The organism is Amycolatopsis stemonae (genome assembly GCF_054781455.1).
Map to the genome: position 1 here is coordinate 438,056 of NZ_BAAGUJ010000005.1, position 22,615 is coordinate 460,670.

Annotated in this window: 26 protein-coding genes; 14 read left to right on the top strand and 12 right to left on the bottom strand. The window is 72.7% G+C overall.

Annotation, left to right across the window (positions count from 1 at the left end):
• Window positions 1–27 precede the first annotated feature (27 nt).
• Together ACYVLJ_RS21475 and ACYVLJ_RS21480 are read right to left on the bottom strand one after the other, a co-directional pair.
• Window positions 28–909 carry a CU044_5270 family protein gene (locus tag ACYVLJ_RS21475; RefSeq protein WP_451981071.1) on the bottom strand — a complete coding sequence of 294 codons (882 nt, stop codon included), beginning with the start codon at window positions 907–909 and terminating at the stop codon, window positions 28–30.
• Window positions 902–1,489 carry an RNA polymerase sigma factor gene (locus ACYVLJ_RS21480; protein ID WP_451981074.1) on the bottom strand — a complete coding sequence of 196 codons (588 nt, stop codon included), beginning with the start codon at window positions 1,487–1,489 and terminating at the stop codon, window positions 902–904. The genes ACYVLJ_RS21475 and ACYVLJ_RS21480 overlap by 8 nt, the downstream gene beginning before the upstream one ends.
• 151 nt (window positions 1,490–1,640) lie before the next feature.
• Between ACYVLJ_RS21480 and ACYVLJ_RS21485 the strand changes: the two genes are divergently transcribed.
• Entirely contained in the window at window positions 1,641–2,654 is a 1,014-nt protein-coding gene (locus ACYVLJ_RS21485; RefSeq protein ID WP_451981077.1) for an amidohydrolase family protein, read from the top strand.
• Between the two features lie 22 nt (window positions 2,655–2,676).
• Here ACYVLJ_RS21485 and ACYVLJ_RS21490 read toward each other — a convergent pair whose 3' ends face one another.
• Window positions 2,677–3,132 (bottom strand): winged helix-turn-helix transcriptional regulator, encoded by a 456-nt coding sequence (locus ACYVLJ_RS21490; RefSeq protein ID WP_451981080.1) that lies wholly within the window; start codon window positions 3,130–3,132, stop codon window positions 2,677–2,679.
• Window positions 3,133–3,203: 71 nt separating this feature from the next.
• Here ACYVLJ_RS21490 and ACYVLJ_RS21495 point away from each other — a divergent pair, with 71 nt between their 5' ends.
• Together ACYVLJ_RS21495 and ACYVLJ_RS21500 are read left to right on the top strand one after the other, a co-directional pair.
• Window positions 3,204–4,403 (top strand): MFS transporter, encoded by a 1,200-nt coding sequence (locus ACYVLJ_RS21495; RefSeq protein WP_460440003.1) that lies wholly within the window; start codon window positions 3,204–3,206, stop codon window positions 4,401–4,403.
• On the top strand, window positions 4,400–4,573 hold the full coding sequence (locus ACYVLJ_RS21500; protein WP_451981085.1) for a hypothetical protein: 174 nt from the start codon (window positions 4,400–4,402) through the stop codon (window positions 4,571–4,573). The genes ACYVLJ_RS21495 and ACYVLJ_RS21500 overlap by 4 nt, the downstream gene beginning before the upstream one ends.
• 4 nt (window positions 4,574–4,577) lie before the next feature.
• Here ACYVLJ_RS21500 and ACYVLJ_RS21505 read toward each other — a convergent pair whose 3' ends face one another.
• The gene (locus tag ACYVLJ_RS21505; RefSeq protein ID WP_460440004.1) at window positions 4,578–5,045 is read right to left on the bottom strand and encodes a winged helix-turn-helix domain-containing protein; all 468 of its coding nucleotides are present in this window, start codon (window positions 5,043–5,045) and stop codon (window positions 4,578–4,580) included.
• A 122-nt stretch (window positions 5,046–5,167) separates the two neighbouring features.
• Here ACYVLJ_RS21505 and ACYVLJ_RS21510 point away from each other — a divergent pair, with 122 nt between their 5' ends.
• From ACYVLJ_RS21510 to ACYVLJ_RS21525, 4 genes are all read left to right on the top strand, one after another.
• Window positions 5,168–6,304 (top strand): LLM class oxidoreductase, encoded by a 1,137-nt coding sequence (locus tag ACYVLJ_RS21510; RefSeq protein ID WP_460440005.1) that lies wholly within the window; start codon window positions 5,168–5,170, stop codon window positions 6,302–6,304.
• Window positions 6,301–7,590 (top strand): LLM class oxidoreductase, encoded by a 1,290-nt coding sequence (locus tag ACYVLJ_RS21515; RefSeq protein WP_460440006.1) that lies wholly within the window; start codon window positions 6,301–6,303, stop codon window positions 7,588–7,590. Before ACYVLJ_RS21510 ends, ACYVLJ_RS21515 begins: the two co-directional genes overlap by 4 nt.
• Window positions 7,591–7,664: 74 nt before the next feature.
• Window positions 7,665–8,585, top strand: coding sequence for an ABC transporter substrate-binding protein (locus ACYVLJ_RS21520; RefSeq protein WP_460440007.1), 921 nt, complete (start codon window positions 7,665–7,667; stop codon window positions 8,583–8,585).
• Between the two features lie 71 nt (window positions 8,586–8,656).
• On the top strand, window positions 8,657–9,493 hold the full coding sequence (locus ACYVLJ_RS21525; RefSeq protein ID WP_451981099.1) for an SAM-dependent methyltransferase: 837 nt from the start codon (window positions 8,657–8,659) through the stop codon (window positions 9,491–9,493).
• 5 nt (window positions 9,494–9,498) lie between these two features.
• On the opposite strand, the gene ACYVLJ_RS21530 is transcribed toward ACYVLJ_RS21525, so the two are convergent.
• The 6 genes from ACYVLJ_RS21530 to ACYVLJ_RS21555 all read right to left on the bottom strand — a co-directional run bounded on the left by ACYVLJ_RS21530 (window position 9,499) and on the right by ACYVLJ_RS21555 (window position 14,350).
• Complete coding sequence (locus tag ACYVLJ_RS21530) at window positions 9,499–10,170, bottom strand: glycerophosphodiester phosphodiesterase (protein ID WP_451981102.1); 672 nt, start codon at window positions 10,168–10,170, stop codon at window positions 9,499–9,501.
• 10 nt (window positions 10,171–10,180) lie between these two features.
• A complete protein-coding gene (locus ACYVLJ_RS21535) occupies window positions 10,181–11,149 on the bottom strand; it encodes a hypothetical protein (RefSeq protein ID WP_460440008.1) in 969 nt (322 codons plus the stop codon).
• 96 nt (window positions 11,150–11,245) lie between these two features.
• Complete coding sequence (locus ACYVLJ_RS21540) at window positions 11,246–12,172, bottom strand: class III extradiol ring-cleavage dioxygenase family protein (protein WP_460440009.1); 927 nt, start codon at window positions 12,170–12,172, stop codon at window positions 11,246–11,248.
• Window positions 12,172–13,068, bottom strand: a complete 897-nt coding sequence (locus ACYVLJ_RS21545; RefSeq protein WP_460440010.1) for an alpha/beta fold hydrolase — start codon at window positions 13,066–13,068, stop codon at window positions 12,172–12,174. Before ACYVLJ_RS21545 ends, ACYVLJ_RS21540 begins: the two co-directional genes overlap by 1 nt.
• Window positions 13,065–13,547 (bottom strand): cupin domain-containing protein, encoded by a 483-nt coding sequence (locus tag ACYVLJ_RS21550; protein ID WP_451981114.1) that lies wholly within the window; start codon window positions 13,545–13,547, stop codon window positions 13,065–13,067. Before ACYVLJ_RS21550 ends, ACYVLJ_RS21545 begins: the two co-directional genes overlap by 4 nt.
• 11 nt (window positions 13,548–13,558) lie before the next feature.
• Window positions 13,559–14,350, bottom strand: a complete 792-nt coding sequence (locus ACYVLJ_RS21555; protein WP_460440011.1) for a Rossmann-fold NAD(P)-binding domain-containing protein — start codon at window positions 14,348–14,350, stop codon at window positions 13,559–13,561.
• A gap of 41 nt (window positions 14,351–14,391) precedes the next feature.
• Here ACYVLJ_RS21555 and ACYVLJ_RS21560 point away from each other — a divergent pair, with 41 nt between their 5' ends.
• From ACYVLJ_RS21560 to ACYVLJ_RS21590, 7 genes are all read left to right on the top strand, one after another.
• Window positions 14,392–15,183: an IclR family transcriptional regulator gene (locus ACYVLJ_RS21560; RefSeq protein WP_451981120.1), complete on the top strand. Its 792-nt coding sequence runs from the start codon at window positions 14,392–14,394 to the stop codon at window positions 15,181–15,183.
• 97 nt (window positions 15,184–15,280) lie between these two features.
• The gene (locus ACYVLJ_RS21565; RefSeq protein ID WP_460440012.1) at window positions 15,281–16,795 is read left to right on the top strand and encodes a flavin-containing monooxygenase; all 1,515 of its coding nucleotides are present in this window, start codon (window positions 15,281–15,283) and stop codon (window positions 16,793–16,795) included.
• The gene (locus ACYVLJ_RS21570; protein WP_460440013.1) at window positions 16,774–17,217 is read left to right on the top strand and encodes a cupin domain-containing protein; all 444 of its coding nucleotides are present in this window, start codon (window positions 16,774–16,776) and stop codon (window positions 17,215–17,217) included. The genes ACYVLJ_RS21565 and ACYVLJ_RS21570 overlap by 22 nt, the downstream gene beginning before the upstream one ends.
• Entirely contained in the window at window positions 17,214–17,573 is a 360-nt protein-coding gene (locus ACYVLJ_RS21575; protein ID WP_460440014.1) for a nuclear transport factor 2 family protein, read from the top strand. Before ACYVLJ_RS21570 ends, ACYVLJ_RS21575 begins: the two co-directional genes overlap by 4 nt.
• A 198-nt stretch (window positions 17,574–17,771) precedes the next feature.
• Window positions 17,772–18,020 carry an ATP synthase subunit c family protein gene (locus ACYVLJ_RS21580; RefSeq protein ID WP_460440015.1) on the top strand — a complete coding sequence of 83 codons (249 nt, stop codon included), beginning with the start codon at window positions 17,772–17,774 and terminating at the stop codon, window positions 18,018–18,020.
• Between the two features lie 64 nt (window positions 18,021–18,084).
• On the top strand, window positions 18,085–18,765 hold the full coding sequence (locus ACYVLJ_RS21585) for a response regulator transcription factor (RefSeq protein ID WP_451981133.1): 681 nt from the start codon (window positions 18,085–18,087) through the stop codon (window positions 18,763–18,765).
• A complete protein-coding gene (locus ACYVLJ_RS21590; protein WP_460440016.1) occupies window positions 18,762–20,069 on the top strand; it encodes a sensor histidine kinase in 1,308 nt (435 codons plus the stop codon). The genes ACYVLJ_RS21585 and ACYVLJ_RS21590 overlap by 4 nt, the downstream gene beginning before the upstream one ends.
• Window positions 20,070–20,073: 4 nt before the next feature.
• Here ACYVLJ_RS21590 and ACYVLJ_RS21595 read toward each other — a convergent pair whose 3' ends face one another.
• Both ACYVLJ_RS21595 and ACYVLJ_RS21600 read right to left on the bottom strand, forming a co-directional pair.
• Entirely contained in the window at window positions 20,074–21,285 is a 1,212-nt protein-coding gene (locus ACYVLJ_RS21595) for a DUF1501 domain-containing protein (RefSeq protein ID WP_460440017.1), read from the bottom strand.
• Entirely contained in the window at window positions 21,282–22,583 is a 1,302-nt protein-coding gene (locus ACYVLJ_RS21600; protein ID WP_460440018.1) for a DUF1800 domain-containing protein, read from the bottom strand. Before ACYVLJ_RS21600 ends, ACYVLJ_RS21595 begins: the two co-directional genes overlap by 4 nt.
• Window positions 22,584–22,615: the final 32 nt, after the last annotated feature.

Genomic DNA, 22,615 nt, shown 5'->3' on the forward strand with positions numbered 1-22,615 from the left:
CGCCGGATGGTTGCGAACCCCGGCCCGTCAGGGGCGCTGCCCGGCTTCGTCGACGAACGTCTTCACCGTCACCGCGCTGTCCTCGGTGCCGAGGTACTGGTGCGTGGTGGCGTCGAAGACGATGACGAGCGGCTTCGCCTCCGGGGCCGAGCCCGGCGGGTTGGGCCAGGTGATCCCGACGCCCGGGCGGCCGGCGGCGTCCGTGACGTGGTCGAGGGCCCGCAGCCCCGGCACCTTCGCCGCCGCCTGGAACAGGGCCGCGTAGGACGCGGGGGGCAGGGCCTGCTCGTTCGCCATGGTGAGCACGTCCTTGCCCATCGCGTTGGTGTCGCCCTTTTCGCCGCTGTGGTGGGCGTTCAGGTAGGCGAGCATCGCGTCGGCCGTCGTCGGCAGGTCGGTCCGGTAGGCGGGCGACGGCGCGCAGTCCTCCAGCGTGCCGTTCCTGCGCGGGTCGTTGGCGCCCCAGACGGGCGTTTTGCCGTCGCGGCAGCCGGGGAACTTCGTGTCCTTGCCGAGCAGGCCGTCGCGGGTGCCGTCGACCGACAGCCAGATCTCGCGCGTGCTGTGGTCCCGGTACTCCGTCTTCACGTAGAGGAACTGGTCCGGACGCGGGGGCTTCGCGGGCGCTTGGAGGGCCGCACTCGCCGCTTCGGCCAGCACCCGCACCGGGTCGGCGTTCGCGACGGCGGGACCGATGCCCACCTGCTCGGCCGGGGCGAACGAGACGACCGCGGTGATCGCCGCGGCCAGGCCGATCGAGGCGCCGGCGGCCCAGAACCAGCGCCGGGAGCGGTGCGGCCGTTCGCCGCGCGCGGCGGCCAGCAGCCGGTCCCGGGCCGGGGCGAGCCGTTCGGCGGGCGCGAAGCCGACGGCTTCCGCGCGTTCGCGGATCAGGTCGAGGTCATCCATGGCTCGAGGTCTCCTTCACGGGGTCGAGGGCGCCGAGCTCGGCGCGGACGCGGCCGCGGGCGCGGCTGAGCCGCGACTTGACGGTGCCGACGGGAATGGCGAGGGCTTCGGCGACCTCCTGGTAGCCCAGCCCTTCGGCGGCGACGAGCAGCAGGACGTCCCGTTCGCGCGGGCCCAGCGCGGCGAGGGCGCGGTCCAGGTCCGCGCCGAGGGCCTGGGCGGAGACGCGGTCGGCGACCCGGTCGGCGTGGCCCTCTTCGGGCGCCTGCGGTCCGACGGCGAGGCGGAGCTTGAGTTCGCGCACCTCGGCCCGCCGGTGGCGCGACACGAGGTTCGTCGCGATGCCGTAGAGCCACGGGCGCGCGTCCGGCCGCGCGAGGTCGAACTTGGCCCGCTTGTCGAACGCCACCAGGAACGTGTCGGCGAGGACGTCGTCCGCGGCCGCCGCGCCGAGGCGCCGGGCCAGGTAGCGGTGGATGTGCCGGGCGTGGCGGTCGAAGATCACCGCGAACAGGCTCGGTTCCTGCTGCGACCGCGCGATCACGCTCGCGTCGTCGTCTTCGGGTTCTTCCGGGGTCATCGCCCGCCTTTCGCCGCGGTCAGTTTCACCTGCTCTTCGCACGAACCCCGGAACGGGTTCTCGGACTCCGGGGCACCGGCGGGAAAAGTGACCCGGTTCACGTCCGGACGGCGGTACGGTCGAAGCCGAAGATCACGAAGGGGGTGGGGCGGTGCTGCCGAAGATCGCGCTCGAAGAGGCCTACGAGCACCCGGACCGCGTCGCCCGGCTGCTGGCCGACGAGGAAGCGCTCGCCGACGCGTCGCACCGCGGCGGTGTGACGCCCGAGTTCTACCGGCCGGTGATGGAGAAGCTGCGCGAGTTCGACGACGTCCGGCTCGGCAGCATGGACCGGGCGGGCATCGCCCACACGATCCTGTCGCTCACCGCGCCGGGCATCCAGGGCATCGTCGACCCCGCGGCGGCGACGGCGGAAGCGCGGCGGCAGAACGACTTCCTCGCCGGGCAGGTGGCGAAGCACCCGGACCGGTACTCGGCGTTCGCCGCGGTCGCGGTGCAGGAGCCGGACAACGCGGCGGCCGAGCTGCGCCGCGCGGTCACCGAGCTCGGCTTCAAGGGTGTGCTCGTCAACGGCTACACGAACGTCGGCGACGAAGACCACGGCAGCTACCTCGACGAGCCGCGCTACCACGGCTTCTGGGAGACGCTCTGCGAGCTCGACGTGCCGCTGTACCTGCACCCGCGGCCGTCGCTGCCGGGCGGGCAGGCGCTCTACGCCGGGCACCCGGAGATGAAGGGCGCCACCTGGGGCTTCGGCACCGAAACGGCGGCACACGCGGTGCGGCTGCTGCTGGGCGGGCACTTCGACCGCTTTCCGGCGGCGAAGCTGATCCTCGGGCACCTGGGGGAGGCGCTGCCCGCACTGCTGTGGCGCACGCAGACCATGTTCGAGGCCAACCCGTTCGGCAACCGGCCGCGCCGGACGCTGCCCGAGTACGTCGCGGACAACGTCTGGATCACCACCAGCGGCGCCTTTTCCGACCACGCGCTGATCAACGCGGTGCTGACGGTCGGCGCCGACCACATCATGTTCTCCGTGGACTACCCGTATTCGGAGAACGCCGGGGCCGCCGAGTGGATCGAGCGCGCCCCGATCAGCGAGCTGGACCGCCGCAAGATCGCGCACGGCAACGCCGCCGCGCTGTTCGGGATCGAGCTAGGGTGACGCCCGGCGGACACCGTTCGCGTCAGCCGGGTCGCTGACGGCTTTTCCGCACCGTCGTCGTCTCGCTGGTCAGTGGTCGTCCGCCGGGAGCCGCGGGGACGAGTGGAGGGACGACGACGCCGTGCTCGTCGACCAGGACCGAATGGGGTTCCCCCGCCGCGAAAGCGTGCCGCTCGCCCCACTGGCGCAGCGTGACGATCACCGGGAAGAAGTCCTTGCCCGCCTGGGTGAGCTCGTACCCGCGGCGTTTGCCTGACGCCGCTTCGGCCGGCGCGATCAGGCCGTGCGCGGTCAGCTTGCGGAGCCGGTCGGTGAGGATGTTGCGCGCGATGCCCGTGCGCTGCTGGAAGTCCGTGAACGAGCGGGCGCCGTCCATCGCGTCGCGCAGGATCAGCAGGCTCCACCGGTCGCCGACCAGGTCGGCCGCCCGGGCGACCGGGCAGTCCGGGTCCGTCCACGCCGTCACGAGCCCTCCCATGAGTTGCGTTTTGAAACCATTCTGACCTACGCTCCGATGAGTTGCAAATTGCAACCAATCGGGAGGTCGTGGTGGGGCGCGGGACGAGGCTGCTGCTGGCGGTCGTGTGCGGGGTGGCGGTCGCGGGCGTCTACGCGGGGCAGCCCGTGCTCGGCCCGATGGGCGACGACCTGGGCGTGGCCCGGGACGCCGTCGGCTGGTTCGTGGCCGCCGGGCAGCTCGGCTACCTCACCGGGCTGGTGCTGCTGGTGCCGCTGGGCGACCTGCTCGACCGCGGCCGGCTGATCGCGGCCCACCTCGGGCTGGTGGCGGCCGGCCTGGCGGTCACGGCGACCGCGCCCGCCGGCTGGGTGGCGTTCGGCGGTCTCGCGCTCGCGGGCCTCTTCGCGGTGGTCGTGCAGACCGCCGTCGCCTACGCGGCCGCGCTGTCCCCGCCCGGCGAGCGGGGACGCAACCTCGGCGTCGTCACGTCCGGCGTGGTGATCGGCATCCTCGGCGCGCGGATGGTCACCGGCGTCCTGGCCGATCTGTGGGCCTGGCGCGGCGCGTACGTCGTCCTGGCGGTCCTCGCCGCCGCCCTGTGCGTGCTCTGCCTGGTCGCACTGCCCGCCGACGCTCGCTCCGGGACCGGAGGCTACGGGCGGGTTCTCCGTTCCCTGGGCGGGATGTTCACCCAGCGGGTGTTCCTCGGCCGCGGGCTGATCGCGTTCTTCCTCTTCGCCTCCTTCGGCACGTTCTGGAGCGGCGTGGCACTACCGCTGGCCGGAGATCCGTGGCACCTGAGCGAAACGCACATCGGGCTCTTCGGCGTCGCCGGGCTGGCGGGCGCGCTGGGGGCGGCCCGGGCCGGCCGCGGGAACGACGCGGGGCACGGCCGGCGGATCACCGGCGTCGCGCTCGTCCTCCTGCTCGGCTCGTGGCTCGCGATCGGGCAGCTCGAGTGGTCGCTGCTCGTGCCGATCGCCGGTGTGGTGGTGCTCGACTTCGCCGTCCAGGTCGTGCACGTCGGCAACCAGCACGTCCTCACGAACCGCTACGCCGACCGCACGAGCAGCGCGATCGGCGGCTACATGGTGTTCTACTCGGTCGGTTCCGCCCTCGGCGCCGCCGCGACGACCACGCTGTACGACGTCGCGGGCTGGACCGGCTCGGCGATCCTCGGGGCGGCGCTCGCCTTCTGCGCCCTGCTCGTCTTTTCAGGATGTGGACGCACTGGGGCGGCGGCGCCGGTGCGCCGAGAATGTCCCGACGGCGAGAGGAGTGCCCGATGAAGCGGATGGTGCGCGCGCTCGGCTGGGCGTTCACCGGGATCGGCTGGGTGCTCGTGCCGCCGGTCCCGCCGTTCGAACCCGCGTCGGTGGTGCCGGTGCCGCGGCCGGACGCGCCGACGGTCCCGTTGTCACGGCGGGAGCGCGAGGCGTTCCGGCGGATCGTCCACTGAGGACTCAGTCCAGGGCCACCGGCGCCGAACCTTCGAAGCGGTAGCCGATCCCGCGGACCGTCGTGATCGGGTCGAGGTGCGGTTCGAGCTTCGCCCGCAGCTTCCGGACGTGGACGTCGACGGTCCGGTCGTTGCCGTCCTGCCGCGGCCACAACGCGGTCTTCAGCGCGGCGCGGGTGAAGACGCGGTCCGGGTGCGCGCGCAGGAAGCGCAGCAGGTCGAACTCGAGCCGCGTCAGCGCGAGCGGCGCGCCGAGCAGGAGCGCGCGCCGCGCGCCGGTCTCGATGCGCAGCACCGGATCCGAGACCAGCCGCAGGCGCGGCGGCCGGCGGATCGTGGTGACGTCGACGCTCGCCAGGCCGTCCAGCGCCGTGGCCAGCCGGGCGGCGACGAGGGCCGCGTCACCGGCCGGGCTCGTGAGGTCGATGCGGATGCTGACCTGCAGCACCTCGGACGTCGCAGTGCTCGTCATGGCCGCGAGTCTGGGCCGTGACCGCCGCCGCGCGAAGTCCGCCCGGTGGCTGGAACGGCTTGACGGACGGGTGTCCCTTGTCGGCACGATGATCGTGTCCCACGAGCCGGACGGAGCCCGCGATGAGATTCCAGGTGCTGGACATCCTGCCCCACTTGACGAACCCGGTGACCGGTCGCCGGGTCCGCACCGACGAGCGCTTCGCCCAGGCGCTCACCTCCGCGCGCTACGCCGAAGAGTTCGGCTTCGACGCCGTCGCGCTCGGCGAACGGCACGCCGGGCACTTCCTGAGCAGCGGCGTGACCGTGCTGCTCGGCGCGATCGCCGCGACGACCAGCCGGGTCCGGATCCAGACCGGCGTGTCGGTCCTGTCGATCCACGACCCGCTGCGCGTCGCCGAGGACTACGCCACCGTCGACCAGCTCTCCCGCGGCCGGCTCGAGCTGGTCATCGGCAAGGGCAACGAGCTGCGCCAGCTGCCGATGTTCGGCATCGGCAACGGCGACCAGTGGGACGCGCTCGCCGAGAAGTACGAGCTGCTGCGCCGCCTCTGGCGCGAAGAGGACGTCACCTGGGAAGGGCGCTTCCGCGGTCCGCTGCGCGAGGTGACCAGCCTGCCGCGCCCGTTCGCCGGCGCGCCCCGCGTCTGGCACGGCTCGGCGACCACGCGGACCTCGGCCGAGCTGGCGGCCCGGTGGGGCGACCCGCTCTTCTCCGCCAACGCGATCCAGCCGCGCGACAACTACACCGTGCTGATCGAGCACTACCGCAAGCTGTACGCCGAACACGGCCACGACCCGCGCTTCGCCTTCGTCGGCGCGGGCGCCGGCTTCCTGTACCTGGCCGACACCACCCAGGAAGCCCGGGACGCGTTCGGCCCGACGTACGAGAAGATCGTCGCCTTCTTCAACCAGCCCGGCAACCACACCCCGGGCAACGCGATGGAGTTCCCGACGATCGACGACGCGATCGCGCGCGGGCCCGTCCTCGTCGGCAGCCCCCAGCAGATCGCCGAGAAGATCCTTTGGTGGCACGAGGCGTTCGGGCACGACCTGCAGTCGTTCAGCCTGCCCACCATGATCCCGCACGAGCAGCAGCTCGCCATGCTCGAGCGCTTCGCCTCGGAGGTCGTCCCGGTGGTGCGCGCGGCCGCGCCCACGGCATTGTGGAGTGACCAGGACCCGTACGGCGGGCGTCCCGCCGTCCACGGGCGGAGCGTCGCCGACGCCGCGAGCACCGTCGAAGGAGCCGCTCCGTGAGCGCGAACCAGCTGCACTTCACCGCCTTCATCTGGCCCAACGGCTACCACGAGTCCGCGTGGCGGGTCGTCGGCGACGACGTCCGCGGCGTGCTCGGCCTGCCGTACTACGCGGACATCGCGCGCACCGCCGAGCGCGGGCTGATGGACTCGATCTTCCTGGCCGACAACATCGCGATCGCCGAATACCGCGTCACGCACCTGCCGCAGACGCAGTTCGACCCGGTTTCGGTGCTCTCGGCCCTGGCCGCGGTCACCACGGACATCGGCCTGATCGGCACGGGCTCGACGACCTACAACAAGCCGTGGGAGCTCGCCCGCCGGTTCGCCACGCTCGACCACCTCAGCGGCGGCCGCGCCGGCTGGAACATCGTCACCACCATCACGTCGCTGGCCGCGGCGAACTTCGGCGAGAAGGCCCACCCCGACCACGCCGACCGGTACGAGCGCGCCCACGAGTTCGTGGACGTCGTCACCCGCGCGTGGGACAGCTGGGACGAGGACGCGATCGTCGGCGACCGCGAAAAGGGCGTCTGGGCCGACCGCGCCAAGCTGCACGCGCCGCGCTTCCACGGGAAGTTCTACGACGTCGAAGGCGTGCTGCCGTTCCCGCGGTCGCCGCAGGGGCGGCCGGTGCTCGTCCAGGCGGGACAGTCGGCCGCCGGCATCGGGCTCGCCGCGCGGTACGCCGAGCTGGTGTTCTCCGGGCCGCCGTCGCTGGGAGCCGCGGTGAAGTTCCGCGCCGAGCTGGACGCCCAGGTCGTCGCGGCGGGCCGGAACCCGGCGGACGTGCGGGTGCTGCCCGCCCTGATGGTGACCCTCGGCGGCACCGAGGCCGAGGCGAAGGCCCGGGCCGAGCGGCTCGAAGAGCTGGCCAGCCCGGAGTTCCGCTGGCAGAACGCGCTCTACACCGCCGGCCTCGACCCGGACGCGTTCGACCCCGACGCCCCGCTGCCCGCGGAGCTGCGGGCCGAAGGCGGGTCGAGCCGCCTGCAGCAGCTGGCCGCGGCGGCCCGCGAACGTCCCGGCGCCCCGCTGCGCGAAATCGCCGCCCGGATCACCGGGGGAGCGGGCCAGACGCACTTCGTCGGCACGCCGGAGCAGCTCGCCGACCACGTGCTCACCTGGCAGGACGCCGGGGCCGTCGACGGGTTCACCATCATGGGATCCACGCTGCCCTACGAGCTGACCGCGTTCGTCGACCACGTCGTGCCGATCCTGCAGGCCAAGGGCCGGTACCGGACCGGATACACCGGCTCGACGTTGCGTGGGCACCTCGCCGGGTGATTCCCAGCATGTGGTTTCTGTCGGTGGTGCTGGTTAGGGTCCTCACGTCCGATCTTGACTGAGGAGCGTGGGACGTGGGCTGGACCCGGAACATCCGAGTGGCCGCACTGGTGGCGGTGGCCGCGCTGGGCCTGACGGCGTGCGGCGGCGGGGACGGCAAGCCCGCCGCGGCGGGCAAGGGCGGGGCGCCGATCGTCGTCGCGTCCTTCAACTTCACCGACAGCCAGATCCTGGCCGAGATCTACGCGGGCGCGCTGGAGGCCAAGGGCTACCCGGTCACGCGCAAGCTGAACCTCGGCTCGCGGGAGCTGATCTACCCGTCGCTCAAGAGCGGCGAGCTGCAGTTCATCCCGGAGTACCAGGGCTCGGCGATCGCCGCCGGCTTCGGCAAGGACCCGGTGAAGGACGCCAAGGGCGAGCACGAACAGCTGGCGAAGCTGCTCGAGCCCAGCGGCGTCTCGCTGCTGGACTACGCGGCGGCGGAGGACAAGAACACCTACATCGTGAAGGCCGACCTGGCGAAGTCCAAGGGCCTCACGTCGATCGGCGACCTCAAGAAGCTCGACAAGGTCGTCCTCGCCGGCGGCCCGGAGTGCGAGAAGCGGCTGACCTGCTTCAAGGGCTTCACGGACGTCTACAAGCTGACGAACGCGACGTTCCAGACCGTCCAGGAGCTCGGGCCGCGAGTCCAGCAGCTCGACTCCGGGGCCGTCACGGTCATCCCGGTCGACTCGGTGAGCCCGCTGGCCGGCGACGCCAAGTACGTGGCGCTGAAGGACGACCTGGCCATGGTGCCGACGGAGAACGTCGTCCCGGCGGTGAACAAGAAGGTGCTCGACGAGCGGGGCGCGGACTTCACGGCCGTGGTCAACGCGGTGAGCGCGAAGCTGACGACGGAAGGCATGCGGGAACTGAACAAGCGCGTCGACTCCGACGGCGAGAAGGCCGCCGACGTAGCAAAGGACTGGCTCTCCCAGCAAGGACTCGCCGGGTGACCCCGTTTCACGGAATAGAGTGATTCGACTACCCTGGGTGCCGTCTTCGTCGGCACGACAGGGAGCTGGTTGTGGCATCCGAGGTGGGGACCGGCCCGAACACGCCGGTCGGGGTCGATCCGAGCCGGGCGAGCATCGCGCGCATGTACGACTACGTGCTGGGCGGCAAGGACCACTACCAGGTCGACCGGGACGAGCTGGCCCGGCTGCGGCAGGTCATGCCCGAGGTCGCCGACCTGGCCCTGGAGAACCGCCGGTACCTGATCCGGGTCTGCCGGTTCCTCGCCGAGCGGGCCGGGGTCGACCAGTACCTCGACTGCGGGTCGGGCCTGCCGACCACGGAGAACGTGCACCAGGTCGTGCAGCGCGTGGACAAGCTGGCGAAGGTCGTCTACGTCGACAACGACCCGGTCGTGGTCGCGCACGGCCAGGCGCTGCTGGAGGAGAACGAGCGGACCCGGTTCGTCGCCGGCGACATCTTCGAGCCCAAGTCGATCCTCGGGCACGAGGTCGTGCGCGAGCACCTCGACTGGACGCGGCCGATCGCCCTGATGTTCGTGGCCACCCTGCACCACCACAAGGGCGACCGGCACCGCCCGGCCGAGATCATGCGCGAGTACGTCGACGCGCTGCCTTCGGGCTCCTACGTCGCGATCTCGCACCTGTTCGACCCGGGCGAGGGCGGCGACCACGACACGATGGCGGCCTTCCAGGACGCCATCGCCCGCGGCTCCCTGGGCGGCGCCACCGCCCGCACCGAGGCCGAGATCAAGGAATTGCTGCCCGGCCTCGAGCTGGTGGACCCGGGCATCGTGCTGCTGGCGAACTGGTGGTCGGACGGCCCGAACCTCAAGCCCCTCAACACCGCCCAGCGCCTCATCGCCGGCGTCGTCGCCCGCAAACCCTGAGCGGTTCAGCGGGGCACGCGGTCGGGGTGGTCGGTGATGATGCCGTCAACGCCGAGCCGCACCGCGCGCGCGATTTCACGCGGGTCGTTGACCGTCCAGGCGTAGACCGGGATCGCCGCCTCCTGCAGCGCCGTGACCTGCTCCGGGCGGATCGACTCGAAGCCCAGCCCGGCGCAGCGGGCGCCGGCTTCCCGGGCCATGCGCACCGGGTCGATAGGGGCCGCTTCGACGAGGGCGATCGTGTCCACGTAGGGGTGCCCGGCGGCGGCTTCGCGGACCACGTCGTGGTGGAACGAAGCGATCGCGCACTGGTCCGCCGGGAGGCTCTCGAGGACCGTCTTGAGCACCGCGTCGACCGTCCCGGGGGTGAGGACCTCCGCCATCAGCCGGACCGCGGTTCCGCGCAGCAGTTCGCACACCTCGGCGAGCAGCGGTACCGGCTCGCCGCCGACCCGGACCCGGGCGCGCAGCTCGTCGTGGTCGAGGTCCCAGAGGTAGCCGGATTCGTCGGTCACGCGGTCGAGGAGCTTGTCGTGGAACACCACGAGCCGGCCGTCGCGCGTGGGCTGGACGTCGATCTCGACCATGTCCACGCCGAGCCCGATCGCCTTCTCGACCGACACCAGGGTGTTCTCCGGTGCGTGGCCTGCCGCCCCGCGGTGCCCGATGACCAGCATTGCCGTCCTTTCAGGAGGCGCACAGCCGAGTGCCGTGCTTCCAGTGGTGTTCGAACCACGAGCGATACACCCGGAAGAGGTGGGCGGTCATGGGGTCCGCGCCCTTGCTGTCGAAGTAGAGGTAGCCGAACTCACCGCCGTGCAGCTTGCCCTGCGCGAACTCGGTGAAGCCGAGGTACAGGTGGCGGTCGTCCACGAGGAAACCGTGCAGCACCGGAGGCAGGTCGTAGGACCGGATCTCGATCGAGATGTTGCTGCGCCGGAGGAAGGCCGCGTTCTCGGCGATCTGGTTGCCGACCTTCTCGACGACCGCGGCCGCGGTCCCGGTGTGGATCGAGCTGCCGCCGTCGACGATCGGGCGGATCCGCTCGGCGGTCCCGTCGATCAGCATCCCGTGGTAGTCGAGGTTCTGGAGGTTCTTCTGGAAGATCAGCCGGTAGAGCAGGAAGGTCTGCACGACTTCGAGGTCGAGACCGAGGTTCAGCACCTCCGTCCGCTCGGCCGGCACCACGTCGGTCGCGATCAGCCCCTGGATGTGGTCGAGGACCTCCTGGACGCCGGCGAGCACGGTGAGGCCCGGTCCGGCAGCCGCGGCCGGGCCGGGGGAGCGGCGCAGCAGCTCGTCGACGACGGCTTCGCCGGGAGCGTGCCGCAGGACCAGGTCGATCAGCTGCTTGTCACCGGATTCGACCGCCGTCTGCAGCGGTGTCCGGCCGTCGACCCGGGCGTCGGCGCGGACTCCGGCCCGCAGCAGCAGCCGGACCGCCTTCCGGTCGTCGTCGGCGATCCGCCGGCTCAACGAGCTGTCGGAGACCTCGACCCCGAGGCGGCGCAGGGCGGATCGGGCGCGGGCTCGTTTCGAAAAGACCCAGACGAGAAGACCGCTGGCGGCCAGGAGGACCGTGATCGCCGCGCCGAGGATGTCCGTCCAGCTGCCTGCGTCGAGCGCCGAAGTACTCGCGAGGACCTGGGACACCACCTGACGATCCTCCCCCCCCGGGCCGAAGCGGTCGGTCGCCCAGCGTAGCAGGATCGGTGCCGTTCGCCGGCGTCTTTCGGCGTGCCCGCGCCGTGGTCAGGTGACCGGGAACGTCGTGCCGATGCCCATCCCGGTGATCCACTCCGGCACCGGCTCGTAGCTCGTCCACGAAAGCGGTGCCCCGGTGGCGACCTGGCCGATCAGCCAGCAGCGCACCTCGTGGCCGCCGCTGCCCGCCAGGTCTTCCAGCTTCTCGTGGCCGAGGCCGGCGACCGAACCGGCGTCGTTCTCGGACAGGCGGTCGAGGAACCACCGGTCCCACTCCGTGTTGACCCGGGCGGCCGGGTCGCCGCCCATCGCGCGGACGCGGGGTTCGCGCGCCGCGGCGAACGCCCGGACGTCCGCGCGGCCGTGGATCAGGGACTCCCGGCGTTCACCCGCCACTTCGCGCGGGTCGTTGGAGGGCAGCCAGTGCGACAGCCCGCCGCTCGCCGCCACCAGGACACGCCCGGCGACGTCGGCCGACCGCAGCGCCGCGCCCAGCGCCTCGCCCAGGGCGACGCACCGCCGCAGCGAAGGCAACGGCGGCGCCGCGGTGTTGACGACCAGCGGCACCATCGGCACCCCGGACCCGGTGAGCATCTCGTAGGTCTGCACGATTCCGTGGTCGACCGTCAGCGAATACGACAGCGACACGTCGAACCCGGCATCGGTCAGTCCGTTGTGGACGGACCACGCCAGGCCCCCCGCGACCGGAAGGGGGCCTTCGGTGCTGCCGAAGTCCCCGAACCCGACCGCGTGCTCGACGCCCAGCACGAACGGCGGCATCACGTCGTAGAAGTTGCCGTGGAAGTGGTCGGGCCCGATCACGACGATCGCGTCCGGGGCCAGCGCTTCCACCGCGCGGCGCGCCAGCGAAGCGTCGGCGAGGAACTTCGCGCCCGGCCCGCCCGCGGCCGGCGGCGGCAGCAACGTCGCGAACGGGCTGTGGGACATCCCGGCGAACCCGGCGATCCCGGCCATCAGGACGGGTCCTCTCCGGACAGCAGCCAGGTGCGGTGGACGTCGAGGAACTCCCCGACCTGCTCCCACTGCGGCCAGTGCCCGGCGTCGTCGATGACGTGCAGCCGCGCGTCGGGCAGCCAGCCGAGCAGCAGTTCGGCCTCGTCGAGCCCGCCCGTGGGGTCGTGGCTCGTCCACAGCAGCAACGTCGGCGCCTTCACCCGCGACACCCACGCCGGGTCCCACGCGAAGTCCTTGCGCACCTCCGGGTCCTGCAGCACCAGCGTGTTGGTGATCGCCCGGACGAACCCCGGCCGCGAGTAGACCCGGCGGCGCAGGTTCACCAGCTCGTCGGTGACCATCTCCTTGTGGTGGAACAGGAACTCGACGCGGCGGCGCACGGTCTCGTCGCTGGGGTCGAGCACCGCGGCCATCGTGCTGTCGCGCATCCGGGCCATCACCTCGGGCTTGTTCGCGATGTTGCCGGGGGTGTTGAGCACCAGGCGGTCCACGCGGTCCGGGTGGTGCGCGGCGGTCCAGGCGGCCACCCAGCCGCCGAGCGACTCGCCCGACAGGTGGGCCCGGTCGATGCCGAGAACGTCCAAAAGGGACACGAGGTGCCCGGCGAGGACGTCGATCGTGTACGGCCGGTCGGGCAGGTCCGACCAGCCGTGGCCGACCATGTCGTAGACCGTGACGCGGAAGTCGCGCGCCAGCCCGGCCAGGTCGCGGGCGTAGGCCTCGAGGTGCCCGCCGGTGCCGTGCAGCAGCACCAGGTCCGGCCCGGCGCCCGCCCGCAGGACCCGCGTCCGCACCGGACGGCCGTCCAGCGGCACGTCCACGTAGCGCAGCGTGTGCTCGAGCTCGCCCAGCTCGCCCCAGATCCCGACGTGGCCGGGGATCGGCGAAGTCGTCATCGGTCCTCCTGGTGCCGGGCCTCGGCCATGGTCGCGAGGCCCGCGCTCTGGCGGCGGCCGAGCCCGAACAGGTCCAGCAGCCGCGAGTTTTCGATGGTCAGGAACTCGACCGGGTGCTCGGCCGAGTCGTTGAAGTGGCGGTGCCAGGTCCACGGCGGGGTGTAGACGAACGAGCCGGCCGTCCACCCGACGGTTTCGTCTTCGATCTCGCTGTGGCCGTCGCCGCTCAGGACGAAGTGGACGGTCTCGTGGTGGTGGCGCTGCATGTCCGAGCTCTCGCCGGCCGGGATCACCTGCCGGAACAGCTCGAACGTCGTGGTCGGCAGCTTCCCGGCGATCCGCAGCGACGTCGGGTTCGGCACCGCGCCGGGCGGGAGCTGCTCGAGTTCGCCGTCGTGCACGACGAGCGGCCGCTGCCGGCCGGGGCGGACGGTGTGGCTGAGGCTCGCGAGGAAGTCGGTCAGGACGAAGCCGGTCATGAAAGCACCTCTCAGGCTGGGCATTCCGTGCGGCCGCCGTCGACGGTCAGCACGGATCCGGTGACATACCCTGCTTCGGGCGAGGCCAGGAACGCCACCGCGGCCGCGACTTCGCGCGGCGCGGCGGCCCGGCCGGCGGGGATGGCGGCGAGGTCCTCGGCCAGCGCGGTCGCGACGTCGACCCCCGTCGCGCCGGCCCGGCTGCGCACGACTTCGAGGCGCCGCGCGGTGAGCGTCGCGCCGACGGCGACGCAGTTCACCGTGACGCCGCGGTCGGCGTACTCCAGCGCGGCCAGCTTCGCCGCGGCCGTCGTCGCCGACCGCAGGACCGTCGAGGCGGCGAGCCCCGGCTGCGGCTGCCGCACCGCGGTCGAGGTGAGCACGACGACGCGACCGAACCCGCGCTCGGCCATCGCGGGCAACGCGGCCCGCATCAGGGCCAGCGGGCCGAGGACGAGCAGGTCGAGGTCGTGGTGCCACTGCTCGGCGGGGACGTCGAACACGCCACCCGGCGCCGGGCCGCCCGCGGTGGCCACGACGACGTCGAGCGAACCGTGCCGCTCGTGCACCTGCGCCACCGCGCCGGCCGCCGCGGCCGGGTCCGCGAGGTCGCAGACGACGTAGCCGGCGCCGGGTCCGAGCTCGATCGCCGTTTCGGCGAGCGTGGCCTCCGTGCGGCCCGCGAGCACGACGTCGTGCCCGCTCGCGTGCAGGGCGGCCGCGCAGGCCGAGCCGATGCCACCGGCACCGCCGCCGACGAGCGCGACGCGGCGGCGTTTCGCGAAGGACTGGTTGGTCTCCATGATGTGTCCTACATTCGGGCCATGACCCCCGGTGACCAAGGATGAGTCCCACTGCCCGGGACTCCCACGACGGCGCGCTCGAACGAGCCGCGGCGTTGCTGGGCGCGTTCGACATGGCGCACCGCGAGCTGACGCTGTCCCGGCTCGTCGAGCGCTCCGGCCTGCCGCGCTCGACCGTGCACCGCACCGCGGCCCGGATGATCGAGTTGGGCTGGCTGGACAAGCCGGGGGAGAAGTACCGGATCGGCAACCGCCTGTTCGAGCTGTCCGGCCTGGTCCCGGTGCGCCACGAGCTGCGGGAGGCCGTCCTGCCGTACCTGCAGGACCTCTACGCGGCGGCGAAGACGACCGTGCAGCTCGGCGTTCTCGAAGGCACCCGGGTGCTGGTCGTCGAGAAGATCAGCGGGCACCGGCAGCTGCCGATGCTCGACCAGGTCGGCGGGTTCGTCCCGGCGCACTGCTCCGGGCTGGGCCGGGCGATCCTCGCCTGGTCGGACGCCGAAACGGTCGGCGCGGTCGTCGCCGGCGGGCTCACCCGGCGCACCGCGCGGACCATCACCGGCGCCGAAGCGCTGGCACGCGAACTGGCCGTCGTGCACGAGCAGGGCTGGGCCCACGACCGCGAGGAGGGCATCGCCGGCATCAGCTGCGTCGCGGCCCCGATCTTCGACTTCACCGGAAACGTCACCGCCGCCCTTTCGGTCACCGGGCCCACCGCCGCCGTGCAGCCCGACCGGATCGGACCGGCCGTGCGGATGGCGGCCGCCGCGGCGAGCCGCGCCTACGCCGCGCGGCGGTGGGCGGTGCCCCGGCCCGACCTGCCGTCCCAGTGAACAGGACTCGCCGTTGGTCCGCCGCGGCGGCTGATCCAGGCTGTGGCGCACGCCGAGCCGGGTCACCGGCACGGGTGCTCGACGAGGAGGACCAGGCATGCGCGTCGCGATCATCGGGGCCGGGCTCGCCGGGCTGACCACGGCCAAGGTGCTGCTGCAGGCCGGCCACGACGTCGAGGTGTTCGAGAAGGCCCCGGACGTCGGCGGGGTGTGGAGCCGCACCCGGCGCTACCCCGGGCTGACCACGCAGAGCCCCAAGGCGCAGTACTCCTTTTCGGACTTCCCGATGCCGCGGGAGTTCCCGGAATGGCCCACGGGCGCGCAGATCCAGGAGTACCTCGCCGCCTACGCCGGCGAGTTCGGCGTCACCCCCCACCTGCGGCTCGGCACCGAGGTGACGTCGGCGGTGCCCGACGGCGGCCGCTGGGTGGTGACGACCGCGGCGCAGGGGGCCGTGGCCTACGACCGGGTCGTCGTCGCCAACGGCGTGTTCTGCGAGCCCGCGCTCCCGGAGTTCCCCGGCCGCGCGGAGTTCGAGGCCGCGGGCGGGCGGCTGCTGGCCGGCTCGGACTTCCACGACGTCGAAGCCGCGCGGGAAAGGCACGTGCTCGTCGTGGGCTACGGCAAGTCCGCCTGCGACGTGACGGTCGCGATCAGCGAGGTCGCCGCGAGCACCGACGTCATCGCCCGCCAGCTGCTGTGGAAGGTGCCGCGCAAGGTCGCGGGCGTGCTCAACTTCAAGGTGCTGCTGCTGACCCGGCTGGGCGAGGCCCTGTTCCGCTACCGGTGGCTGCGCGGCTTCGAGAAGTTCCTGCACGGCCCCGGAAACCGGCTGCGGCGCTCGATGCTGAACTCCATCGGCACGGTGTCGGTGCGGCAGTTCGGGCTCGCGAAGCACGACCTCGTCCCGCGCGGCCGGATGGAGGACATCGTCAAGAACGCGATCGGCCTCGCGACCGAAGGGTTCTTCGAAGGCGTCGCGGACGGGTCGATCCGCGTCCACCGCGACACGGTGATCGCGCGGCTGACCGCCGGCGGCCGGCCGGGTGCGGAGCTGGCCGACGGCACCGCCCTGCCCGCCGACCTGGTCGTCTGCGCGACCGGCTTCAGCCAGGGCGTGCCGTTCCTGCCCGCGCCGGTCCGGGACCGGCTCTTCGACGACCGCGGGAACTTCCTGCTGTACCGCCAGATCCAGCCGGTCGGCGTGCCCGGCCTGTACTTCAACGGCTACAACTCCTCGTTCTTCAGCCCGCTCAACGCCGAGATGGCGGCGCTGTGGATCGCGGCGGACCTCGGCGGCGCGCTGACCCTGCCGGACGAACCGGCCCGGCGCGAGGACGTCGTCGCCCAGCTCGCCTTCCTCGACGTCGCGACGGGCGGGCACCACTGCCACGGCACGAAGATCATCCCGTTCTCCATCCACAACGTCGACGAGGTGCTCGGCGACCTCGGCGTCCAGCTCGGCCGGTTCACCCGCTTCACGCACTGGCTGAACCCGGTGTCGCCGGCCGCCTACCGCTCGCTCGGGCCGAAGGTGCTGGCCCGGCTGGAAAACACCCGCGAAAGCCCCGCTGTAGAAAGGAGTCCCGAATGGACACCGCGACCGGCGTGATCCGCCCCGGCGACGGCACGAACCTCGGCGCGATCGGCCTGGGCATCCACGCCCGGCTCACCGGCGCCGACACCGGCGGCGCGTACTCGCTGTTCGAGTACGTCGTGCCGCCGGGCCTCGGCGGGCCGCCGACCCACGTCCACACGCGCGAGGACGAGCTGTTCACCTGCGTCCAGGGCCGGGTCGAGGTGGAGCTGGACGGCGTCCGGCACGTCCTCGGCCAAGGCGACTCGCTGCTCATGCCGCGCGGCGTGCCGCACGTGTTCCGCAACCCGTTCGACGAGGAGACGCGCGTCATCGCGGTGGTTTCGCCGCCGGGGCTGGAGAACTACTACGAGGAGCTCTCCCAGCTGCCGCCCGGGCGCGACATGAAGCTCGTCGCCGAGGTGATGAAGCGCTACGGCCTGGCGCTGCAGAAGTGAGCCACGAGGAGCTGGTCCGCGCCCTGTGCGCGGCGGTCGACGCGGGCGACGCGGAGTCGTTCGCGTCGTGGTTCACCGACGACGCGACGTACGTGTTCGGCAACAACCCGCCGCTGACCGGCCGGGCCGCGATCACCGCGGCGACGGCCGGCGCGGCGGGAGCCCTGCCGTGGGTCCGGCACGTCGTCGACCAGGTCGCGGCGGTCGGCGACCAGCTGTTCTGCCGCTTCACCATCGAGACGGCGGCCCCCGACGGCTCGCCGCTGGCCCTGCCGTGCGTCACGGTCATCCGGCTCGCCGGGGACCGCGTGCGCGACTACCGCGTCCACATGGACCTGACCCCGGCGCTCGCCTGATTCACCCGCGCATTTCGCTTTCGGGCGGGACGTCCGTATTCCGTGATATCCTCGGGGTACGGAACCGCTCGGTTCCGGGGGAATCCCTTCGAGTGTTCTGCCCGGTGAATTCCGTTCACCCGACGACAGCTGTCGATTCTCGGCGCCTCCGCACGACCCTGTCCTTGCTTCAGCGCACCGACGTAAAGGGGAATGCCCATGAGGGACATCGTTCTGGCCGAAACCGCCTCCATCAACCAGGGCCTCGCCGCCATCGGCTACGGGCTCGGCGCGATCGGCCCGGGAATCGGCGTGGGACTCATCTTCGCAGCCGTCATCAACGGTACCGCGCGGCAGCCCGAAGCTCGGGGAAAATTGCAGACGATCGCGTACTCGACCTTCGTCCTGACCGAAGTTCTCGCCCTGATCGGCATTGTGATCTACTTCATCGCTTCGCGGTCCACGTGAGACCGCCGCCGCCCGTGCCCGGCTTCCGCCGGGCGCGGGCGGCGGTTTTCACTAGGCTGGTCCCGTGGACGAGCCGACCCCGCCGCGCATCCTGGTCATCGAGGACGCGGACGCCATCCGTGTCCCGGTCGAGTCCGCGCTGACCACCGCGGGGTTTTCCGTGCGTGCCCGCCCGGACGGCACCGGGCTCGAGGCGGAACTGGCCCGCGCCCGCCCGGACCTGGTGGTGCTGGACGTGATGCTGCCCGGCCGGGACGGGTTCGAGCTGCTGCGCGTCATCCGCCGGGTGTCGGCGGCCGGGGTCGTGATGCTGACGGCGCGCGACGGCGTCGAGGACCGCCTGCGCGGCCTCGGCGAAGGCGCCGACGACTACGTGGTGAAGCCGTTCGTCCTCGCCGAGCTGGTCGCGCGGGTGACCGCGGTGCTGCGCCGGACCGGGCGCACCCGGCCGGCCGTGGAGGTCGGCGACCTGGTGATCGACGTCGAGGGCGGGCGGGCCCGCTACGGCACCGCCGACGTCGAGCTGACCACCACCGAGTGGAACGTGCTGCTGTACTTCGCCCAGCACCGCGACCGCGTGGTCTCCAAGACGCAGATCCTCACGGCCGTGTGGGGCTACGGCGACTACGCGCCGAACCTCGTGGAGGTCAACGTCAGCACGTTGCGCCGCAAGCTCGAAGCGCACGGCCCGCGCGTGCTGCACACCGTGCGCGGGCAGGGGTACGTCCTGCGTGGCGAGCCGTGACCGGGCTGCGGACCGTGTCGCTGCGCCGCCGCGTCACGGTCACCGTGCTGGTGGTGCTGGCCGTCGTGCTGGTCGCGGTCGGCTTCGTCGTCGACACGGTGTTCCGCGCCCAGGCCGAAAAGGACGTCAACGCGGTGCTCACCGCCCGCGTCCAGCTGGCGCAGCAGCTGGCCAAGCAGAACGTGGCGCCGCAGAACCTGGTGCGGCGCGTCGAGACGCGCGGGGTGCAGGGCGCGCTTTCCCTGCCGGACGGCTCGTTCTTCGGCGCGGGCGACCTGCCGCCGGACGCCCGGATCCGCCAGGTGCACGCGACGCTGTCCGGACCGGCGCGGATCAACGGCGCCAAGCTGACCCTGACCGCGGACGAGTCCCTGATCGCCGCCGCCGAGCAGAGCCTGCGGTGGGTCCTGCTGGCCACCGGGGTCGCCGCGCTGGTCGTCGCCGCGGTCGCGCTGCTGCTGGCCGTCCGGTTCGCGCTCGCGCCGCTGGACGCGATGACGCGGCTGGCGCGTTCGATCGTCTCCGGCAAGCGCGGCGGCCGGCTCGCCCCGGAACGCCCCGGCACCGAGCTGGGTCGCGCGGCGGAGGCGTTCGACTCCGCGCTCGACGCCCTCGAGGGCGCGGAGCGGGCGGCCCGGGCGTCCGAAGAACGGACCCGGCAGTTCGTCGCCGACGCGGCCCACGAGCTGCGGACGCCGTTGGCGGGCGTGCAGGCGGCGGCCGAGGCGCTGCTGCAGCAGCCGCCGGAGACGCCGCACGAGCAGCGGGAGCAGTTGCAGCTGCTGGTGGTCCGCGAGTCGCAGCGGGCCGGGCGGGGCGGCGCCGACCTGCTGCACCTGGCCCTCGACGACGCCGGTGCCGAGCTGGAGCGGACGCCGGTTCCGTTGCGGGAGCTGGCTTCCGCGCAGGCCGAGCAGCTGCGGCTGACCGCCCCGGACGTCACGGTCGAGGTCACCGGCCCGGACACGGTCGTCCTCGGCGACCGGGCGCGGCTCACGCAGATCCTGGCCAACCTGAGCGGCAACGCGGTCCGCGCGATGGCCGGCCGCGGCACGCTCACCCTGGAGACCACCCCCGACGGCATGACGGTCACGGACACCGGCCCGGGTGTGCCGGGACCGGAGCGCGAACGGATCTTCGACCGCCTGGTCCGGCTCGACGCGGCCCGCGGCCAGGGCGGCTCGGGCCTGGGCCTGCCGATCGCCCGCGGCTTCGCCCGCGCCCACGGCGGCGACCTGTGGTGCGAGGCCGCACCGGGCGGGGGAGCACGCTTCCGGCTGGCCGGTTTGCCGCACCCGTCGTGAGTGGTCAGGCGAACAGGCCGTCCATCCGGCCGCTGTGACCGGCCAGCACCTTGCCGGGATCGGTGCCCAGGACGTCCTGGACCAGCGTCGCGTAGACGTCGCGGAAGTCCGTGGTCAGCTTGAGGTCGCCGTCGTCCAGGTCGGTCAGGCTCGGCTCCGCGCCGTGGAACCCGCCCTTCACCCGGGGGCCCAGGACGAACACCGGGCCCGCCGTGCCGTGGTCGGTGCCCTGGCTCGCGTTCGCCGTCACGCGGCGGCCGAACTCCGAGTACACCAGCACGGTGGCCTGCTTGCCGCGGTCGGACTTGGCCAGCCGCTGCACGAACGGCGTCAGCGCGCCGTCCAGCTCGGTCAGCAGCCGCTGCTGGGTACCGCGTTCGTCGGCGTGCGTGTCGAACCCGCCCAGCGACACCGAGTACGCCCGCGTCGGCACCCCTGCCTCGATCAGCCCGGCGACGACGTCGAGTTGGGCCGACAGCTCACCCTTGGCCTTCTTGCCCTCGTGCGAAGACGGCCCGCCCAGCGTCTGGACGGCCCGGTGCAGGTCGGTCACCGACCGCGCCGCCCGCGCCTGCCAGAACCCCTCACCCGGCTGTACCGCGCCGAGGTCCTGGAATGCCTTGCCCAGCGCGCCCTCGGGGAGCTTGAGCCCGCCCACCGGGAGGGACGCCGCGGCCGTCTTCTCGCCGGCGAGCAGGGGCGGCAGCACCGGGTCGACGGACACCGCGCGCAGCGGGTCGTCGCCGGTCGCGTCCAGCCAGCGGCCGAGCCAGCCGGTCGGGACCGCTGTCTCCGGGGACGCCGTCTGCCAGATCGCCATCGACCGGAAGTGGCTGTGGTCCGGCTTCGGGTAGCCGACCCCGCGCAGGACGGCGAGCTGACCGCCGTCCCACAGCCCCTTGAACCCCTTCATGCCCGGGTTCAGCCCGAGACCTTCGCCGAGGTCGAGCACCTCTTCCGGCTTGTAGGCCAGCTCGGCGCGGGCGTTCTGGTAGGCCGGGTCGCTCGCCGGGACGACGGTGTTGAGCCCGTCGTTGCCGCCGTAGAGCGTGACGACCACGAGCACGCCCGCGTCCGGGTCGAGCGGGTTCTCCTGCGCGGCCGACATCAGCCGCGTCCAGTCGACCTGGGTGGCGCCGGCGGCCAGCGCCGCCGCGGCGGTCACGCCGGTCGCCGTGAGGAACCTGCGCCGGTTCACCTTCTGCACGGTCGTCACCCGCTCACTGCGTACTCGGGGGCACATGCGGCCACTGTGGACAGTTGACGGACGTTGCCCGCGACGCCGGACAACGCGGTGCGCGTCCGGTCCGACCAGGCGTCGACGCCGAGCGCGTCACCGATCGCGGCGACCTTGTCGCGCGCCTGCCCGACCGCGCCGAGGTCCGCGTGCGCGGCGACCAGCTGCGCCGCGTGCAGGCGCGCCACGCCCGCCGACGTCGTCAGCCAGGCACCGCCCGCCGCCCAGCCCCCGACGCTCGGCGGCTGGAAGGGCACCTGGCCCATCCCGCGCAACGCGGCCAGCAGCTGCGCCTGCGTCTTCTCGTCGAGCTTCCCGGGCCGGACGCCGAGGGCCCGCATCAGCCCGGCCAGCCACTCGACCGGCTGCTTGACCAGCGACGTCGCGCTGTCGCGGAACGCCGGTTCGTCGGTGATCGCGCGCAGCAGCGCCGTGATGTCGCGGCGGCTCCCGTAGGCCGCGACGAGCCGGTTGAGCACGTCCGGCGCCGGCGGGGCCGAGGACACCAGCCGGGACCAGACGCGCCCGGTCACGAACGGCGCCGACTCCGGCCGGCCCAGCACGAGGTCCACGAAGGACTGCGCGTCGAAGTCGCTACTGGCGCCGAGGATCCGCTTCACGCCGTCGTCGTGCCGCTTCGCGACGAACTGGGAACCGGTGGCCTCGCGCTTGGCGGTCCAGCCGGTGAGGGCCCGCGCGGCTTCGCGGACGTCGTCTTCGGTGTAGTGCCCGACGCCGAGGGTGAACAGCTCCATGAACTCGCGGGAGAGGTTCTCGTTCGGCTTGCCCTTCTTGTTGCTGTTGCCGTCGAGCCACAGCAGCATCGCGGGGTCGACGACCATCGCCCGGGCCAGGTCGGTGAAGCTGCCGAGCGCGTGCTCCCGCTGGGCCTGGTTCTGCGCGAGCATCAGCCGCGGGCTGCGCACCTTCTGCTCACCGGTGGCGAAGTGGCCGTGCCAGAACCAGGTCAGGCGTTCGACGGACGCCAGGTCGGCGGCCACCATCCGGTCGAGCCACCAGCCGACGGCTTGCGTCGCCTGGGCCTGGGTCTGCTTGCGGGCCTGCTGCTTCGCCGCCGGGTCGGCCTGCTTGCCGGGCTTGTCCGGCGGCGGGCCCGGGTCGGGCATCGGCGTCGCGGCCGCCCCGGCGTCCGGCCCGCCGCCCAGCAGCCGGTCACGGGTCTCGGCGAACCCGCGGTCGAGGTCGCCGGGCCGCGGCCCGAAGCCGAGGCGGTCGTGCAGCCGCCGGACGGCCGCGCGTTCGGAAAGCACCACCATGCCTCCGATGGTGCTGCCCGGGCACGAGCGCC

Coding starts and splice junctions, on each gene's coding strand:
- ACYVLJ_RS21565 (WP_460440012.1), top strand. CDS start 15,281: ATGCGCGTCGCGATCATCGGGGCCGGGCTCGCCGGGCTGACCACGGCC.
- ACYVLJ_RS21475 (WP_451981071.1), bottom strand. CDS start 909: ATGGATGACCTCGACCTGATCCGCGAACGCGCGGAAGCCGTCGGCTTC.
- ACYVLJ_RS21510 (WP_460440005.1), top strand. CDS start 5,168: ATGAGATTCCAGGTGCTGGACATCCTGCCCCACTTGACGAACCCGGTG.
- ACYVLJ_RS21600 (WP_460440018.1), bottom strand. CDS start 22,583: ATGGTGGTGCTTTCCGAACGCGCGGCCGTCCGGCGGCTGCACGACCGC.
- ACYVLJ_RS21555 (WP_460440011.1), bottom strand. CDS start 14,350: ATGGAGACCAACCAGTCCTTCGCGAAACGCCGCCGCGTCGCGCTCGTC.
- ACYVLJ_RS21505 (WP_460440004.1), bottom strand. CDS start 5,045: ATGACGAGCACTGCGACGTCCGAGGTGCTGCAGGTCAGCATCCGCATC.
- ACYVLJ_RS21550 (WP_451981114.1), bottom strand. CDS start 13,547: ATGACCGGCTTCGTCCTGACCGACTTCCTCGCGAGCCTCAGCCACACC.
- ACYVLJ_RS21545 (WP_460440010.1), bottom strand. CDS start 13,068: ATGACGACTTCGCCGATCCCCGGCCACGTCGGGATCTGGGGCGAGCTG.
- ACYVLJ_RS21500 (WP_451981085.1), top strand. CDS start 4,400: ATGAAGCGGATGGTGCGCGCGCTCGGCTGGGCGTTCACCGGGATCGGC.
- ACYVLJ_RS21540 (WP_460440009.1), bottom strand. CDS start 12,172: ATGGCCGGGATCGCCGGGTTCGCCGGGATGTCCCACAGCCCGTTCGCG.
- ACYVLJ_RS21560 (WP_451981120.1), top strand. CDS start 14,392: ATGAGTCCCACTGCCCGGGACTCCCACGACGGCGCGCTCGAACGAGCC.
- ACYVLJ_RS21580 (WP_460440015.1), top strand. CDS start 17,772: ATGAGGGACATCGTTCTGGCCGAAACCGCCTCCATCAACCAGGGCCTC.
- ACYVLJ_RS21530 (WP_451981102.1), bottom strand. CDS start 10,170: ATGCTGGTCATCGGGCACCGCGGGGCGGCAGGCCACGCACCGGAGAAC.
- ACYVLJ_RS21490 (WP_451981080.1), bottom strand. CDS start 3,132: ATGGGAGGGCTCGTGACGGCGTGGACGGACCCGGACTGCCCGGTCGCC.
- ACYVLJ_RS21570 (WP_460440013.1), top strand. CDS start 16,774: ATGGACACCGCGACCGGCGTGATCCGCCCCGGCGACGGCACGAACCTC.
- ACYVLJ_RS21480 (WP_451981074.1), bottom strand. CDS start 1,489: ATGACCCCGGAAGAACCCGAAGACGACGACGCGAGCGTGATCGCGCGG.